Here is a 16,961-nt window from a genome sequence, read left to right on the forward strand (position 1 = left end):
GCACCTAAACATCCCTAGATTCAGGGAGGTCTGGTATACGGAAAACCGTGAAAATTACACATAGGCTTCAATTTCTTATGAAAAGAACTTTAAAACAGGTAATTATTTTTATACCTTTAAAAAAGTTGTGATATCGAAGTAAATTTCCTAACCATTCTTTTGTAAAAATAAAATGAAAAAATTGTTTTCTGCTACCGTTGGCCTCGTGATTGCCATGGTATGCTTGCTCGTTTCCTGTTCCGAAGAAAAACCTACTGTCAAAGAACAAATAGACAATCTATATAATTTTAGGGAGTATGTGAGCAACGTATCCCAAGGGGAGGTTTCTAGCAGGGCCGACATTAAAGTAGTTTTACAAAAACCGGTAGAAGGCTGGGATGCCAACAAAGAGCTCAACGAAAACTGGTTGGAGATCTCCCCGAAAGTACCGGGCAAAGTGGTGGCGCTTAACAACCAAACCATCGCCTTTGTCCCCGAAAAACCATTGCAAAGCAATACAGAGTATACGCTAAAACTTAGTTTGGCCGCCGTGTATCCAAACATTCCTAAAGAATATAAGGAGTTTACGTTTCACATACATACCATACAACAAGACTTTAATTTATTAACGGACAACTTGCAATCCTATTCCAAGGAATGGCAATACGTTACAGGAACCTTGCGCACAGCAGATATCATGGAATTGTCAGATGCCAAGCAATTGGTATCCGCATCACAAAACGGAAATCCATTAAAGATAAAGTTTGATAAGGGAATTACCGAAGGTACCCTGTTTGCTTTTACGATAGACAGTATTCAGCGTCAGGTAGAAAACGATTCCATCACCATCAATTGGTCTGGGAAAGCTCTGGATATAGATAACGAAGGTTCAGAGCAGTTGCTCATTCCCGGTAAAAACAACTTTGTAGTAACCGATGTGTACATTCAAAGTTCGGGCGACCAATATTTGGGCATTTATTTTTCAGACCCAATCATGAAAAGTCAAAACCTAGAAGGGTTGGTGAGCATCTCCGGAGTTAGCGGGCTCACCTATTCTATAAAAGGGAATGTGCTGCGGGTATATCCAAAAGAAACCCTCAAAGGTTCTGCACTGGTAGAAGTATTTCAGGGGATTAAAAGTGTGGATGGCTACAAACTGAAAGAAACCTTTTCGCAAAACGTAGCGTTTGAACAGCTAAAACCCGAAGTAAAACTACTTTCCAATGCTACCATACTTCCGAATTCCGATAACCTGAAAGTCAATTTTCAAGCCGTCAACCTGAAAAAAGTAGATGTTTCGGTTACAAAGATCTATCAAAATAATATTTTACAGTTTTTACAGTTCAACGACTTGCAAGGGTCTAGCTACCTGCGCAATGTGGCGCGCCCTATTTCCCGCAAAACCATTACGCTGCAAAACAACCTGAATCCGTCTAACGCATCGCACTACCGCGCCTATGCTATTGACCTGAAAGATTTGATTACGCCAGATCCCGGCGCCATTTACCGGGTAAGCATCAACTTTAAACCTAGCTATAGCATGTATCATTGCGACAGCACTAATTTTGATACGCTGGAAACCGAAGAAGAAGATTTTGATGACACCGAAGAAAGCAGTTCTTGGGATGGTATAGAAGATTACTACTATTACGAAGATGATTATTACTATGACTACGACTATAACTGGCGTGAGCGTGACAATCCTTGTCATACTTCCTACTACCGCAACAAAGGTGTGGCCGTCAACGTGTTGGCCAGCAACTTAGGCTTCACGGTAAAATTAGGAGAAAACAAACGCTACTTTGTCAGTGTAAACAACTTGCTTACCACCGCACCGGAACAAGGCGCGAAAGTAACGTTTTACAACCTGCAACAACAAGTATTGGGGTCGGTGACTACAGATGCCAAAGGTTTTGCCAATTACAACAGTGAACACCCTGCTTATTTTGCCATTGCTGAAAAAGGAAGTCAGAAAACCTACATGAAACTAAACGATGGAAATGCTTTATCCGTTAGTAAGTTTGATGTAGCTGGAAATAAATTACAAAAAGGACTCAAAGGCTATATCTACGGAGAACGTGGTGTATGGCGTCCGGGCGATACACTGTTCTTATCCTTCATGCTGAACGATGCCAAAAAAAGCTTACCTAAAGAGCATCCGGTAAAGTTTGAATTGTTTGATCCCTACGGAAAACTGGTGCAACGAGAAGTACAGGGCAATTCGCCTAGTCATTTCTACAAGTTCATTACCCAAACGGATGCCAACGCACCTACCGGAAACTGGAGTGTAAAAGTAAGTGTTGGTGGAGTTACCTTTAGTGAGCGTGTTAAAATAGAAACCGTAAAACCAAACCGCTTAAAGATCAAAGCTGCTTTTGATGAAGAAATTCTATCAGGCTCCAAACCTATCTTAGGCCATCTAGAAGTATTGTGGCTACACGGAGCAATTGCCAAAAATTTAAAGGCCGACATGAATGCGAAGTTCTACGCAACCAAAACCGAGTTCAAGACCTTTCCGGGGTTCATTTTTGACGATCCGTCTCGCAATTTTGGAATGGAAGAACAAAAAGTATTTGATGGTAAAGTAGATGCCTACGGAAAAGCTAACTTCAGCTTAAAACCGGAACTGGAAAAGAAAGCACCGGGAATGTTGAAAGCATCGTTCATTACCAAAGTATACGAAAACGGAGGTGATTTTAGTACCGATGTGTTTAGCAAAACCTATGCACCTTACAGCACTTTTGTAGGTTTGAATGTACCCAAAGGTGACAAAACCCGTGGCATGCTGTTGACGGATACCCCACACAAATTTGAAGTGGTAACGGTAGACGAATACGGCAAACCAAAAGCGGTAGAAGATTTAAAAGTCACCATTCACAAAGTAAGCTGGCGTTGGTGGTGGGATACCTCTTCAGACAATATATCGTCCTACAACGGTAGCAACATTCACGAAGAAGTATTTAGTCAGCACTTATCAACCGGAGCAAACGGAAAAGCTACTTTCAATTTTGAATTAAAATATCCTAATTGGGGACGCTACCTGGTACGTGTTGAAGACACCAAAGGAGGCCACGCCACCGGAAAAACCATGTATATCGACTGGCCGGGATGGGCAGGAAAATCAAGAAAGAACGATCCGTCTGCAGCGACCGTATTGGCGTTCTCTACCGACAAAAAAGCCTATCAGGTAGGCGAAAAAGCAGTGGTTACCTTCCCTAGTAGTGCTCAGGGTCGTGCGCTAGTCACTATTGAAAATGGTTCCGAAGTACTCGATGCGCTATGGGTAACGCCATCTAAAGGAGAAACCAAATTTGAATTACCAATCACAGCAGCTTTTGCACCCAATGTGTACATTCATATTTCGTTATTGCAACCGCATGCCAACGCAGCAAACGACTTGCCGATACGTATGTATGGCGTAATGCCAATATCGGTAGAGAATCCGAGTACCAAATTGCATCCGCAAATTGCGATGCCGAAGGTACTACGCCCGGAAGAAACCGTGACGGTAAAAGTCAACGAGCAATCGGGCAAAGCCATGACGTACTCACTTGCTATTGTAGATGAAGGTTTGCTAGACCTTACCCGTTTTAAAACGCCAAATCCATGGGATGAATTCTATGCCCGCGAAGCCTTAGGCGTGAAAACCTGGGACGTATATGATGACGTAATTGGCGCTTACGGCGGTAGAATAGATCAGGTATTTGCCATTGGGGGCGATGGTAGTTTGGCCGGCGCTAAAAACAAAAAAGCCAACCGTTTTAAACCCATGGTCATCTACAAAGGTCCGTTCACCTTAAAAGCAGGGGAAACCAAATCACATCAATTAAAAATTCCAAAATACATAGGTTCGGTACGTACCATGGTAGTTGCCGAAAACGAAGCCACACAAGCCTATGGAGAAGCCGAAAATACAACGCCGGTTCGCAAGCCTTTAATGGTCTTGGCATCGTTACCGCGCAAAATTACATCGGGAGAAAAAGTGACCTTACCAGTCACTGTTTTTGCCATGGAAGACAAGGTGAAAGATGTAAAAATAAAAATACAACCAGATGCTGCTTTTATGGTTACCAGTAGCGACACACAAAGCTTACACTTTGACCAACCAGACGAGCAAATGGCCTATTTTGAACTGGAAGTTTTCGATTTTCAAGGAATTGGAAAAGTGATTGTGGAAGCTTCCGGCAACGGAGAAAAAGCATCGTATGAGGTAGAAATAGATGTGGTAAACCCTAATCCGGTAACCACTGAAGCTACAGATTACACCTTGCAACCTAACGAAAAAACAACCCTAAATCTGGAAACCTTTGGCGTTATGGGTAGCAACGAAGCACAGCTAGAACTGTCTACCTTACCACCAATGAACTTTACTGGACGTTTGCAATACCTTATCCGCTATCCGCATGGATGTGTAGAGCAAACTACCTCCGGAGCCTTTCCGCAGTTATACTTATCAGATTTGTTTAGTTTGCCTGAAGATAAGAAAAACAGAACACAACAACATATTGAGCTTGCTATTAAACGTCTGGGTAGCTTTCAACTTCCGGGAGGCGGTCTATCGTATTGGCCGGGACAAGGTAGCGCCAGTGACTGGGGCACCTCGCATGCAGGGCATTTTATGTTAGAAGCTGAGAAAAAAGGCTATGTATTGCCTATTAGCTTTAAAAGCAACTGGATTCGTTACCAAAAACAAGCCGCTAAGCAATGGCGCCAACAAGCCAACAGAAACGACCTGGCACAAGCCTATCGTTTGTATACGCTGGCACTGGCAGGAAGTGCAGAAGTATCTGCTATGAACCGTATGCTCGAAACTACTGGAATTAGCAACGAAGCTAAATTCCGTTTGGCAGCTGCCTATGCATTGATTGGTCAGACCAAAGCCGCTAAAGAATTGTTGAAAAACACGAATATTGATTTTAAGCCTGCAACCTATGATTACTATACCTATGGCTCGGTAGACCGCAACCGAGCAATGGCTCTTGAAACGTATCTTTTATTGAACGATAAAACTGCAGCTCAAAAACAAGCGATGACCATTGCAAAAGAGTTGAATAGCAAACAATACATGAGTACACAAACGACTGCCTATAGTCTATTAGCTATGGCTAAATTTGCCGAAATGGTGGGTAGCAAAGATTTTTCTGTGGAACTACACCTGAACGGAAAAACGGAAACCCTGAGTAGCGGTAGCAAAACCTTGCTGAACAAAACACTGAACATTAAAGACGGTAGCAATGCTATAAAACTCAACAACCAAAAAGATCAAACGGTATTTGTGAAAGTAATTGCTTCCGGAATTTTACCTGTGGGGCAAGAAAAACCCCTGCAAAAAAATCTATCTGCTGTGGTAAGCTTTAAAGATGGCGAAGGCAAATCGATCTCGGTAGACAACCTGCAACAAGGCACCAACTTTGTAGCTGAAGTGACGTTGACCAATACCTCGGGAGAAAACATCAAAGATGTGGCGTTGACAGAGATTTTCCCAAGTGGTTGGGAGATCATCAATACGCGCTTTACCGATTTTGGTAAATTTGGAAACAATGAAGTTACTTATACCGATCTAAGAGATGACCGAGCGAATTTCTATTTTGATTTGAAAGGACACGAAAGCAAAACCATCCGCATTCTGCTAAACGCCTCATATTTAGGCACCTTCTATTTACCGGGAATTCAGTGTGAAGCCATGTACGACAATAACTATGTAGTACGTACCAAAGGAAAATGGGTAAAAGTAATGCAGTAGTTTTGATATGAATTTGAAAGAACTCATGAGTTTGGGAATGGATCTTGAAAAACAAGAACAGTATTTCAAAACCGAACAACAAGAAGATCTATATATATTAAAAACGCAGATGCAATGGGAAACTAAGCATCTGCTTTTCTCCATGATTCCTATTATATCTTTAAGCTTCATAATAGGAATCGTTAATAGAAATCTTGTTACCACATTGATCATAACATCGCTCATTGCTATCTTTTTTGCAATTGGTTACGGACTGTTTAGAGTAGCGGCTTTTCAGATGTACAAAGAGATAATCTTCAACACCAAAAGTCAACAATGCTATATTCAGAATACATTTTTTGGAAAAAAGTCAAACCCTACGCTCATCGACAAAAAGTATAACTTAGAAAAGCTTTCGTATCAACCTTTAACCCGAAGTGGAAAAACGCGTTATTCACTAAGATATACTACCCATAAAACGTATCATCTAATGGTTATTAGAACTGATGAAGACAAACTCATTATTGAAAACTTCATGCAAGATATAGACTATGAAAAATTCTCCAACTAATTCACCTTATTACGCGGTGATCTTTACCTCGGAACGCACATCTACCGATGCTGGTTATGCCGACATGGCACAGGCTATGGATGCATTGGCGGAAAAACAACCCGGTTATTTAGGGATGGAAAGCGCCCGTGATGCTATGGGGATTACCGTGAGTTATTGGGAAAGTCTGGAAGCCATTCAACATTGGAAACAACAGAGTGAACATTTGGTTGCTCAACAGTTCGGAAAAGAAAAATGGTATCAGTGGTACAAGGTGCGCATTTGCAAAGTAGAACAAGAATATGATTTCTCAAGGTAACCCGCATCCTATGCAACATGTCCTGCCCGTTTAGGACGTTTTCTTATGAAACATGTAAATCCATATGGTTCTGGACCACTTAAAATTTTTGATACTGAGCAGCAAAGCCAGAACCACAACGCCAGCAAAAATAGAACGCAAAGACCAATGACCAACGAAATAGGCCAAGATAAAAAAACCGATGAACTCTGCTACTGCCAAAGCATAACTTACAAACATGGCTCCAAAGAAAAAACCGGGTTCTTTATCAAAAAGATAATTGCACTTTAAACACCTGCTATGCATTTTCGGATAGCTAAAAAGGCTACCCTTACCAGTAGTTTTGAATATAGCACCTTCTTGACAACGGGGACATTTACATTTAAAAACAGCAAATAATGGTATCATACTTCATTTAATTACGCGACAAAACTACAGGAAGCCAGTGAAAAAAACATTAGACCTAAATTGCATTTTTTTGTACTTTTAAGACATGGAACACATTCCTACATTACATATAGAAGCTTTTGAACAAGAGGTACTCTCTACTGAATTTTACTGTAATGAGTTGGCTGCCCATCTTGAAAACAATCGATCTCTTATACACAAGCCGCATAGTCACGATTTTTATCTATGTGTCATCTTTACAGAAGGGAGCGGGTTTCACGAAATTGATTTTAACCGCTACACTGTAGCACCCGGTTCTGTATTTTTTCTAAAACCCGGACAAGTTCATTTCTGGAATTTCAGCAATCCTCCGAAAGGATATATCTTTTTTCATACCAAAGAATTTTATGAATTAAGATACAGCCATGCTGCAGTAAGTAACTATACTTTCTACGCTAATAACTATAACCCTCCCAAGTTACAGCTATCTGACACAGCTATTGCGCCTATTGCCCAAAGGTTTGCTGAACTCTACACTACCCAAACCAAAGACTTTCAGTTTAAGGTAAGAAAACTGGTTTCTTTGATCGCTCTTATTTACATTGACTTAAACACCCTTTACAACGCAAACACCCCTTCCGGAAATGTATATGCTTCTAATTATTTGCAAACCTTTTATGAGTTAGAACACTACATCAATCAATACTACAAAACAGAGAAATCTGCTCAATTCTATGCAAATCAACTTCATAGAACCACTAAACACATCAACCGAATTAGCAAAGAACTCGTTAACAAAACAACCACACAACTAATTACAGAACGTGTCATTTTAGAAGCAAAACGTCAGTTAGTACATAGCGATAATTCTTTAACAGACATTTGCTTTGACCTAGGTTTTGAAGACTATGCCTACTTCTCAAGGCTGTTCAAAAAATATACTGGCAACACGCCCAGTAGTTTTAAAAAAGATTACAATCTATGAGTATGGCTCCCTTATCTACAAAAGCCTTCGTTAAAAGAAATCGTATCAAACTCATCGGGCTTACACTTTTACTTATAGCTTATTATTGTTGCTTGCCTCAACCGCTCTTCACTACGCCCACCGCAACCGTTATTGAAAGTAGTGACGGAACCTTACTAGGCGCCAAAATAGCGAGCGACGGGCAATGGCGTTTTCCGAAAATGGATACCGTTCCAGAGAAATTCAAGCAGTGCATTGTTCAGTTTGAAGATGCTTATTTTTACCAACATCCAGGTATCAATCCGGTTTCTATGGGGAAAGCTTTGGTGTCCAATATTAAAGCCGGAAAAACCGTGAGAGGCGGTAGTACGTTAACGCAACAGGTGATTCGACTTTCCAGAAAAGGAACATCACGTACCTATTTAGAAAAACTATGGGAATCGACACTCGCTACTCGGTTAGAGTTTCGATATTCAAAAGATGAAATACTGAATTTCTATGCTTCGTATGCCCCTTTTGGCGGTAACGTAGTAGGATTGGATATGGCTTCCTGGCGCTATTTTGGGGTGCTACCGCAACAACTCTCCTGGGCCGAGAGTGCTACACTGGCCGTTTTGCCCAATGCGCCCAGCATTATCTATCCGGGGAAAAATCAGGAAACACTTCATCAAAAAAGAGATCAACTGCTACTCAAACTAAAAAATGAAGGAATTATTGATGACACCACTTATCAACTTGCCTTGGCTGAAGACTTGCCACAACAGGCATTTCCTATTCCCAGAACGGCATCGCACTTAACAGAATACATTGCCAAAAAACACAAAGGCGAACGCCTGCAAACTACCATTGACCAAAAATTGCAACATCAGGTAAACACTTTGGTAGCACAACATCACCGTAAACTAAAACAAAATCATGTATACAACGCCAGCGTATTGGTGCTCGATGTGGCCACTAGAAATGTGTTGGCCTATGTTGGGAATGCTCCCACGGACAATGCCCACGAAAAAGATGTAGACATGATGCACGCTCCCCGAAGTACCGGAAGTGTATTAAAACCGCTGCTCTATGCTGCGATGCTTGATAATGGAGAATTGCTACCCCAAATGCTCATACCCGATGTACCCACTGAAATTGCAGGGTATCAACCAGAGAATTTTGATGAAAGTTATAGCGGTGCTGTTCCGGCAGATGAAGCCTTAGCCAGATCGTTAAACATTCCGGCAGTACGCTTGCTACAACGCCATGGATTGGAAAAATTCAGGGACGAACTGGATGCTTTCCACCTAAAAAACATTAACAAACCTGCCAATCATTATGGACTTACGCTTATTCTGGGAGGCGCCGAAAGTAATTTGTGGGATTTGTGTAAAACCTATGCATCACTTGCAGCTACTCTGAACCACTTCAACGAAACCTCCAGTGAATATTATACCGATGAATTTCAGGAACCCAATGTGTATGCAAGTCAAAAAAAAGACTTCGGAAGTAAAAGCACTCAGAAAACTGTTTTCAATGCTGGCAGTATCTATTCTGTCTTTGAAGCCATGAAACAAGTAAACCGCCCAGACAGTGAAGTGAGTTGGGAATATTTTGATTCTTCTAGAGAAATTGCGTGGAAAACCGGCACCAGTTTTGGAAACAAAGATGCCTGGGCCATTGGCGTCAACAAAAAATATGTAGTAGGCGTTTGGGTAGGGAATGCCGATGGCGAAGGTCGACCACAAATTACAGGAACCAGTAGTGCCGCTCCGTTATTGTTCGATGTATTTAATGTATTACCTAAAAGCAGTTGGTTTGAAATGCCTTATGATGAAATGATGGAAGTGCGTGTTTGCGCGCAAAGTGGTTATTTGGCTTCGGATATTTGTCCTGCCAAAACACAATGGGTTCCTAAAGCGGGTGCGCACGCTAACCTTTGCCACTACCACCATACCATTCATGTAGATACACAACATCAATTTCGGGTAAATTCTTCTTGTGAAACTGTAGACCAAATAGCGCATGTTTCTTGGTTCACCTTACCTCCACTCATGGAATTCTTTTATAAAAAAACACATGCCAACTATAAAACCTTACCTCCTTTCCGAACTGACTGTACTACTTCGGAAGAAAAAATGATGGAATTTATCTATCCTAAAGATTATAGTACAATCACCTTAGCCAAAGATTTTGACGGAAAAATCAATGAGCTTGTTGTAAAAGTTGCACACCGAAAACCGGCAACTACGCTCCTTTGGTATCTTGATGACAGCTTTCTAAAACAGACTACTCAATTTCACGAGGTAAGTATCAATCCACCTACAGGTCAACACCTTATAACGGTTACCGATATAGACGGCAACACTATTGCTTCACATATAATCATTAACAAATAATTAACTTCTATTTAGTTCGGTATTTACCGAACTAATGATACTTTTGTATGGTTAAATGAATTTAAATGCAAAAAGACGATTTAATAGAAGAGAAGAAATTGCTTGTGGAAGAGATGGGAGTCTACTTCGAAACTTGCGATACACTGTCTCCTTTGTCTTCACGAATCTTTGCTTATTTGGCCTTGTCGCTAGATGAAGGAGTTTCTTTTGAAGAACTTCAGGAAGCTTTGGAAGCTAGTAAAAGCTCTATCTCTACCAATCTTCAGTTGTTACAATCCATGCGTAGAATAGGGTATTTTACCAAGCCTGGAGATCGTAAACGCTATTTCAAGATTGATGATGAACAAATCATTAACCGTCTTGATGATAAGATTGAAACCTGGAAGCACGAAAAGAAAATCCATCAAAAAGTATTGTGTTACAAAAAAAGAATATTTCAAGATGTAGAAATTGATAGTGAAAATCTCTTGAGAATTCAGTACAACGAACACTACATCACCTTTGTAGATTCTATGATTCAAAACCTTGAAAAACTAAAAGAAAATTTAATCCAATTAAAATAACGAGAAATAAATAGATGAAAACAATTCCATTCGCACGCATATTTGTAATTGCCACAACACTAGCCTTATTCAGTTGTGGAAACAAAGAAGAAAATGCACAGCAAGGAGCCGCGCAGGCACAGGCAACTCCGGCAACGGTGATCACTATTCCTTCCAAAACGGTAATAGGGTATAACTCTTACCCAACCAGTATAGAAGGTATTGTAAACAGTGGTGCTCGTGCTAAAGTACAAGGCTACATCCAAGATGTTTTGGTTGATGAAGGTCAAAAAGTACGTAAGGGTCAGGCGCTATTCAAACTAGAAACACAGAGTTTAACACAAGATGCAGGTGCTGCAAAAGCAAGCGTTAATGCTGCTCAAGTTGAAGTAGATAAATTAAAACCACTTGTTGAAAAAAATATCATTAGCAACGTACAGTTAGAAACTGCCAAAGCTAATTTGGAACAAGCTAAAAGTAATTATGAAAGTATTATAGCAAACATTGGGTATGCGACTGTAAAAAGTCCGGTTGACGGTTATGTAGGTGCTATTCCTTATCGCCAGGGAGCTTTGGTAGGCCCAAGTGATACTACTCCATTAACCACGGTTTCAGACATTACCCAAGTCTACGCATACTTTTCTATGAGTGAGGCTGATTATTTAACCTTTTTGCAAACAGCGGAAGGTGAAACCAGAGAAGAAAAAATTAAAAACTTCCCAGAAATCACTTTGGTATTAGCCAATGGCGAAACCTATGCTGAAAAAGGAAAAATTCAAACTGTAACAGGGCAAGTAGATCAAAATACAGGAACGGTAAGTTTCCGTGCTATTTTTGACAATCCAAACCAGTTGATTACCAACGGAAATAGTGGTACTATTAAAATCCCTGTAACATACAAAGATGCTCCGGTTATTCCACAAAATTCAACTTTTGAACAACAAGGAAATATCATTTCATACAAAGTAACCAGCGATAACAAAACCGAAACTGCCAAAATAACTACCAAAGCTACTGTGGGTAATTTATATGTGGTTGCTTCCGGTTTAAAAGCAGGTGACAAAGTAGTAGCGCAGGGCGTTAGTAAACTTCGTGCAGGAACTGAAATTCAACCTAAAGAAGTTGCTTTTGATAGCATTGCAAAACCTGTAAAACAATTGTTCCAGTAAAAAATACAGTAAAAGAATCATGTTAAAAACCTTTATAGAAAGACCTGTACTTTCCACCGTAATCTCTATTATTTTAGTGATTCTTGGAGTACTAGGACTTACCAGTTTACCTGTGGAGCAGTATCCTGATATTGCGCCACCTACGGTACAAGTATCAGCCAACTATACAGGAGCTAGTGCCGAAACCATTTTAGAAAGTGTCATCATTCCTATCGAAGAGCAGATCAATGGTGTGGAAGGAATGACTTATATAACGTCTACTGCTACCAACAACGGTACTGCCCAAATAACGGTTTATTTTGACCAGTCAATTGATCCCGACATTGCTGCAGTAAACGTGCAGAACCGCGTAGCTTTAGCAAGTCCATTGTTACCGGCAGAGGTAACTCAATCTGGAGTAACCACCCAGAAACAACAAACAAGTTCACTGATGTTTATGTCGTTCTATACCACAAATCCAGATTATGATGCTACGTTTCTAAACAACTATCTTAATATTAACGTAGTTCCTGCTTTTAAGCGTGTTTCTGGTGTTGGTGATGTAAATGTATTCTCGCAACAAGATTACTCTATGCGTATTTGGCTAAAACCGGAAAAGTTAAAAGCTTACGGGTTGGTTCCTGCTGATGTTATGGCTGCTATCAATGAGCAGAGTCAGGAAGCAGCAGCTGGTACACTAGGACAAAATAATGGTGAAACCTTTTCATATACCATCAAATATAGTGGTCGTTACAAAGAGCAAACACAATATGAAGATATCATCATCAAAGCCATTGGAAACGGACAGTTTCTTCGATTGAAGGATGTTGCTGAAATTCAGTTAGACGCACAATCCTATCAGGTAAGTTCCAGCACACTGGGCCATCCAAGTGTAAGTATGGCGGTGTACCAAACTAAAGGTTCCAATGCTCAAGAAATTATTGATAATATCAAAGCCGATCTAGAAGTTTTAAAGAAAGATTTTCCTGAAGGTATTGAAGTGTTCATTCCATTTGACACCAATGAGTTCTTAAATGCTTCTATAGAAAAAGTAATTCATACGCTGTTCGAAGCCTTCATTCTGGTATTCATCGTAGTATTTATCTTCTTACAAGATTTTAGATCTACCTTAATTCCGGCCATTGCAGTTCCGGTTTCTATTGTAGGTACGTTCTTCTTTCTTAGTGTGTTTGGATATTCCATCAACTTATTAACACTCTTTGCTTTGGTACTCGCAATTGGTATTGTAGTGGATGATGCCATTGTTGTGGTAGAAGCCGTTCACGCCAAGATAGATGAAGGAGAAAAAGATCCTAAAAAAGCAACCATCGAAGCGATGCACGAGATTTCCGGAGCGATTATTTCCATCACTTTGGTTATGGCTGCGGTATTTATTCCGGTTACGTTTATTACTGGTCCTACAGGGGTTTTCTATGAACAATTTGGTATTACACTTATTGTTTCTATCGTTATCTCCGCAGTTAATGCATTAACCTTGAGTCCGGCATTATGTGCATTGTTCCTAAAATCACATGACGAAGATGAACACAAAAAGAAAAGCTTCTTGCAACGTTTTTATGATGGGTTTAACCGTGGATTCAATGCAACGATTCACCGATACGGACAATCACTAGGATTTTTGTACAAGAATAAATGGATAACATTCTTATTGATTATTTTAGCCGGAGTAGGTATTTATTGGTCAGCAACCACAACTCCAACAGGATTTGTACCAGATGAAGATAGAGGAATTGTATTTGCCAACGTTGAATTACCAGCAGGTTCCTCTTTGGACAAAACACATGAAGTTACGCAACAATTATATGAAAAAATCAAAGTTTTACCTGGTGTAGAAGGATCTAACATGGTAGACGGATTTAGTTTGATCAACGGTCAAGGTAGTAACTATGCTCTTGGTTTTATCAAATTGAAAGATTGGTCTCAACGTGAAGAAGATTCACTTTCAGTACAAGCCATCACCGGAAAACTATTTGGTATTGCAGCTACCATTCCAGAAGCTAATATTATTTTCTTTGCGCCACCAAGTATTCCTGGTTTTAGTGCTTCCGGAGGTGTAGAAGTAAATTTGCTAGACAGATCTGGAGGAAGCTTTACTGATCTTGATGCCACCAACCAAGAGTTTATAGGTAACTTAATGTCTCACCCAGAAGTACAGTATGCACAATCTGGTTTCAACACGAAATACCCACAGTACCAAATGGATATTAATATTCCTCTGGCAAAACAAACAGGTGTTTCTGTAGACGACATTTTTGCTACGCTTCAAGGATATATTGGGGGTATTTATGCGGCTGATTTCTCAAGATTTGGTAAACAATATCGTGTGTACATCCAAGCATATCCAAGTGACAGATCTAATAAATCTGACTTGAATCAAATGTATGTAACTACCAACAGTGGCGAAATGTCTCCGCTTAGTGAATATGTTTCCTTGAAAAGAGTATATGGTCCACAATCGGTAACTCGTTTTAACCTATTTAACTCTACCAAACTTACGGTAGCTATGAACCCTGGTTACAGTTCGGGTGATGGTATTGCCATTGTAGAAGAAGAAGCGGCTAAGCTAGGATCCAATTATACTACTGCCTATTCAGGATTAACTCGTGAAGAGGTAAATGCAGGTAGTCAAACAGTGGTTATCTTCCTTTTATGTGTGGTTTTTGTATACTTTTTACTTTCTGCACAGTATGAAAGTTATTTGTTACCATTCTCGGTAATTCTTTCGCTTCCTCTAGGTATTTTCGGGGCGTATATTTCTACCAAGTTCATGGGACTTCAGAACAATATATATTTCCAAATTGCACTAATCATGCTGGTAGGACTCTTGGCAAAGAATGCTATTTTAATTGTGGAGTTTGCCATTCAGCGTAGAAAGCGTGGAGAGTCTATTGTAGACTCTGCTATCGATGGTGCCAAAGCACGTTTACGCCCAATTTTGATGACCTCATTTGCTTTTATTCTTGGTTTGATGCCATTGGTACTTGCCTCTGGTGTAGGTGCCGAGGGTAACAAATCTATTGGTACAGGTGCTGTAGGTGGTTTATTGATTGGTACAATTCTAGGTGTATTTGTGATTCCTATTCTATATATCATGTTCCAATGGTTACAAGAGAAAATCTCTGGTGGACCAAAATTTGAAACTGAACAAAAAGAAACTGTTTAACATGAAATTGAAATCATTTAAAAACAAAAATACATGGCAACGTGCGGCGCTTATCGCCGTGGTTGCCGTGACACTACAAAGTTGTTTTGTGGCCAAAGATTATAAGCGTCCGGAGTTTGAACAGACCGAAGAACTCTACCGCACCGATAATCTTCCACAAGATAGCTTATCTATGGCCGATGTTTCTTGGAAAGAACTATTTACCGATCCTTATTTGGTAAAATATATTGAACAAGGGCTGGAGAACAATATAGACATACGTATTGCTATTCAACAAATGGCAGCCGCTGAAGCCTATGTAAAACAAGGAAAAGCAGGCTTTTTTCCAAGTTTAACAGGCAATGCTTCATTAACACATCAAGAATTATCAAAAAATAGTCAGTTTGGTTCGTTGTTCTCATCCTTAGACCAATATGAACTTTCTGCAGATCTTTCTTGGGAGGCTGATATTTGGGGGAAAATTCGCAGTAACAAACGTGCCTATGTAGCTTCGTATTTGCAAAGTGTAGCAGCTCATAAAGCTGTAAAAACACAATTGATAGCCAATATTGTAACTACCTATTACACGCTACTTTCTTTAGATGAACAATTGCGTATAACCGAGGCAACTGTTGAAAACAGAAAGCAAAGTGTAACCACTATTGAAGCACTTAAAGAAGCCGGGCAACAAAATCAGGTTGCAGTAGATCAAAATGCGGCACAGTTGTACAGCGCACAAGCGTTGGTTATAGATTTGAAGAATTCTATTTTTCAGGCAGAAAACACACTAGCACTTTTGTTAGGTGAAGAGCCACAAACCTACGAACGTGGCGTATTGGCAGATGAGAAAATTGAAACGGAACTTAAAGTAGGAGTTCCATCATTATTACTGCGCAATAGACCTGATGTAATGCAAGCAGAATATGGCTTGGTGAATGCTTTTGAACTTACCAATGTTGCCAACGCAAGTTTCTATCCGTCGTTAACCTTAACAGCAACGGGAGGTTTACAGGCATTATCTTTGGAAGATCTTATTAGTACCAATTCCTTATTTGCAACGCTTGTTGGAGGAATAGCACAACCCATATTTACCAGAAGACAAATCAAAACGCAATACGAAGTAGCACAATCTCAACAAGAACAAGCTTTGTTAAGTTTTGAGCAAACACTTTTAACAGCAGGAAAAGAAGTTTCAGAGTCTTTGTATTCTTATAATGCTGAAGTTGAAAAATATGAATATTTAGACCTGCAGGTACAAGCACTTACCGATGCAGAAAACAATTCACAGGAGCTATTAAATAATGGTTTGGCAAATTACTTAGACCTATTAACAGCTCGTGAAAGCAGATTAAGCGCAGAATTAAATTTAGTTGATAGCAAACTCAACCAGCTTTTAGCCATTGTAAATCTGTATCAAGCGCTTGGTGGCGGCTGGAAATAAAATTGAAAAAACAGCTTTATACATTCCCCTTTTTTCAAAATTCTCCAAACACAAAAAGACACTCAATTTGAGTGTCTTTTTATTCTAGGCGGGTAAATACCCCGAGGCTTGCCTCGCGTGAAAAAAATAGTAATCTTTGAGCGTGAGCTCAAGTAGACATTTTCATAAAAGTCATAATGTGTCTTTGTTATTATACCATTTGGTATGTTCAACGAAGTATCGTCGATTGGTATTGAGTCCAAAAGTTGATCGAATATTAAAAAGAACTTGTATCGAAATTGAGGATAGATATGAAATTCACTTTTTGGAAATAGGTTCAGACAAGAATCACGTTCATTTTCTGTTACAGAGTGTTTCAACCTACAGTCCAACAAAGATTGCCAGAACAA

At 39.9% G+C, this 16,961-nt stretch carries 11 protein-coding genes; 10 read left to right on the forward strand and 1 reads right to left on the reverse strand.

The features are described 5' to 3' along the window. Window positions 1-172 precede the first annotated feature (172 nt). The 3 genes from BM383_RS12595 to BM383_RS12605 are packed head-to-tail and all read left to right on the forward strand — an operon-like array spanning window position 173 to window position 6,570. Complete coding sequence (locus tag BM383_RS12595) at window positions 173-5,722, forward strand: alpha-2-macroglobulin family protein (RefSeq protein WP_093025497.1); 5,550 nt, start codon at window positions 173-175, stop codon at window positions 5,720-5,722. A gap of 7 nt (window positions 5,723-5,729) precedes the next feature. Next, on the forward strand, window positions 5,730-6,272 hold the full coding sequence (locus BM383_RS12600; RefSeq protein ID WP_093025498.1) for a hypothetical protein: 543 nt from the start codon (window positions 5,730-5,732) through the stop codon (window positions 6,270-6,272). Further along, window positions 6,253-6,570: an antibiotic biosynthesis monooxygenase family protein gene (locus tag BM383_RS12605; RefSeq protein ID WP_093025499.1), complete on the forward strand. Its 318-nt coding sequence runs from the start codon at window positions 6,253-6,255 to the stop codon at window positions 6,568-6,570. The genes BM383_RS12600 and BM383_RS12605 overlap by 20 nt, the downstream gene beginning before the upstream one ends. A 30-nt stretch (window positions 6,571-6,600) precedes the next feature. Here BM383_RS12605 and BM383_RS12610 read toward each other — a convergent pair whose 3' ends face one another. Next, window positions 6,601-6,957: a DUF983 domain-containing protein gene (locus tag BM383_RS12610; RefSeq protein ID WP_093025500.1), complete on the reverse strand. Its 357-nt coding sequence runs from the start codon at window positions 6,955-6,957 to the stop codon at window positions 6,601-6,603. An 85-nt stretch (window positions 6,958-7,042) separates the two neighbouring features. Between BM383_RS12610 and BM383_RS12615 the strand changes: the two genes are divergently transcribed. The 7 genes from BM383_RS12615 to tnpA all read left to right on the forward strand — a co-directional run. Next, complete coding sequence (locus tag BM383_RS12615) at window positions 7,043-7,921, forward strand: AraC family transcriptional regulator (protein WP_093025501.1); 879 nt, start codon at window positions 7,043-7,045, stop codon at window positions 7,919-7,921. Between the two features lie 2 nt (window positions 7,922-7,923). Continuing rightward, a complete protein-coding gene (pbpC, locus tag BM383_RS12620) occupies window positions 7,924-10,278 on the forward strand; it encodes a penicillin-binding protein 1C (protein WP_093025514.1) in 2,355 nt (784 codons plus the stop codon). 65 nt (window positions 10,279-10,343) lie between these two features. After that, on the forward strand, window positions 10,344-10,841 hold the full coding sequence (locus tag BM383_RS12625) for a GbsR/MarR family transcriptional regulator (protein ID WP_093025502.1): 498 nt from the start codon (window positions 10,344-10,346) through the stop codon (window positions 10,839-10,841). Between the two features lie 14 nt (window positions 10,842-10,855). Continuing rightward, window positions 10,856-11,989 (forward strand): efflux RND transporter periplasmic adaptor subunit, encoded by a 1,134-nt coding sequence (locus tag BM383_RS12630; RefSeq protein ID WP_093025503.1) that lies wholly within the window; start codon window positions 10,856-10,858, stop codon window positions 11,987-11,989. Between the two features lie 19 nt (window positions 11,990-12,008). Next, a complete protein-coding gene (locus BM383_RS12635) occupies window positions 12,009-15,152 on the forward strand; it encodes an efflux RND transporter permease subunit (RefSeq protein WP_093025504.1) in 3,144 nt (1,047 codons plus the stop codon). 7 nt (window positions 15,153-15,159) lie between these two features. Continuing rightward, window positions 15,160-16,572, forward strand: a complete 1,413-nt coding sequence (locus BM383_RS12640) for an efflux transporter outer membrane subunit (RefSeq protein ID WP_394331591.1) — start codon at window positions 15,160-15,162, stop codon at window positions 16,570-16,572. A gap of 142 nt (window positions 16,573-16,714) precedes the next feature. Next, window positions 16,715-16,961 (forward strand): IS200/IS605 family transposase (gene tnpA / locus BM383_RS12645; RefSeq protein WP_245766581.1); only part of this gene is annotated, 247 nt, incomplete at its 3' end.

The organism is Pustulibacterium marinum, assembly GCF_900116665.1.
GTDB lineage: Bacteria > Bacteroidota > Bacteroidia > Flavobacteriales > Flavobacteriaceae > Pustulibacterium > Pustulibacterium marinum.

What these genes read in the sequence shown, in the direction of transcription:
- BM383_RS12635 (WP_093025504.1), top strand. Translation starts at nt 12,009, where the DNA reads ATGTTAAAAACCTTTATAGAAAGACCTGTACTTTCCACCGTAATCTCT.
- BM383_RS12630 (WP_093025503.1), top strand. Translation starts at nt 10,856, where the DNA reads ATGAAAACAATTCCATTCGCACGCATATTTGTAATTGCCACAACACTA.
- BM383_RS12600 (WP_093025498.1), top strand. Translation starts at nt 5,730, where the DNA reads ATGAATTTGAAAGAACTCATGAGTTTGGGAATGGATCTTGAAAAACAA.
- BM383_RS12595 (WP_093025497.1), top strand. Translation starts at nt 173, where the DNA reads ATGAAAAAATTGTTTTCTGCTACCGTTGGCCTCGTGATTGCCATGGTA.
- BM383_RS12610 (WP_093025500.1), bottom strand. Translation starts at nt 6,957, where the DNA reads ATGATACCATTATTTGCTGTTTTTAAATGTAAATGTCCCCGTTGTCAA.
- BM383_RS12615 (WP_093025501.1), top strand. Translation starts at nt 7,043, where the DNA reads ATGGAACACATTCCTACATTACATATAGAAGCTTTTGAACAAGAGGTA.
- BM383_RS12605 (WP_093025499.1), top strand. Translation starts at nt 6,253, where the DNA reads ATGAAAAATTCTCCAACTAATTCACCTTATTACGCGGTGATCTTTACC.
- BM383_RS12625 (WP_093025502.1), top strand. Translation starts at nt 10,344, where the DNA reads ATGCAAAAAGACGATTTAATAGAAGAGAAGAAATTGCTTGTGGAAGAG.
- pbpC (WP_093025514.1), top strand. Translation starts at nt 7,924, where the DNA reads ATGGCTCCCTTATCTACAAAAGCCTTCGTTAAAAGAAATCGTATCAAA.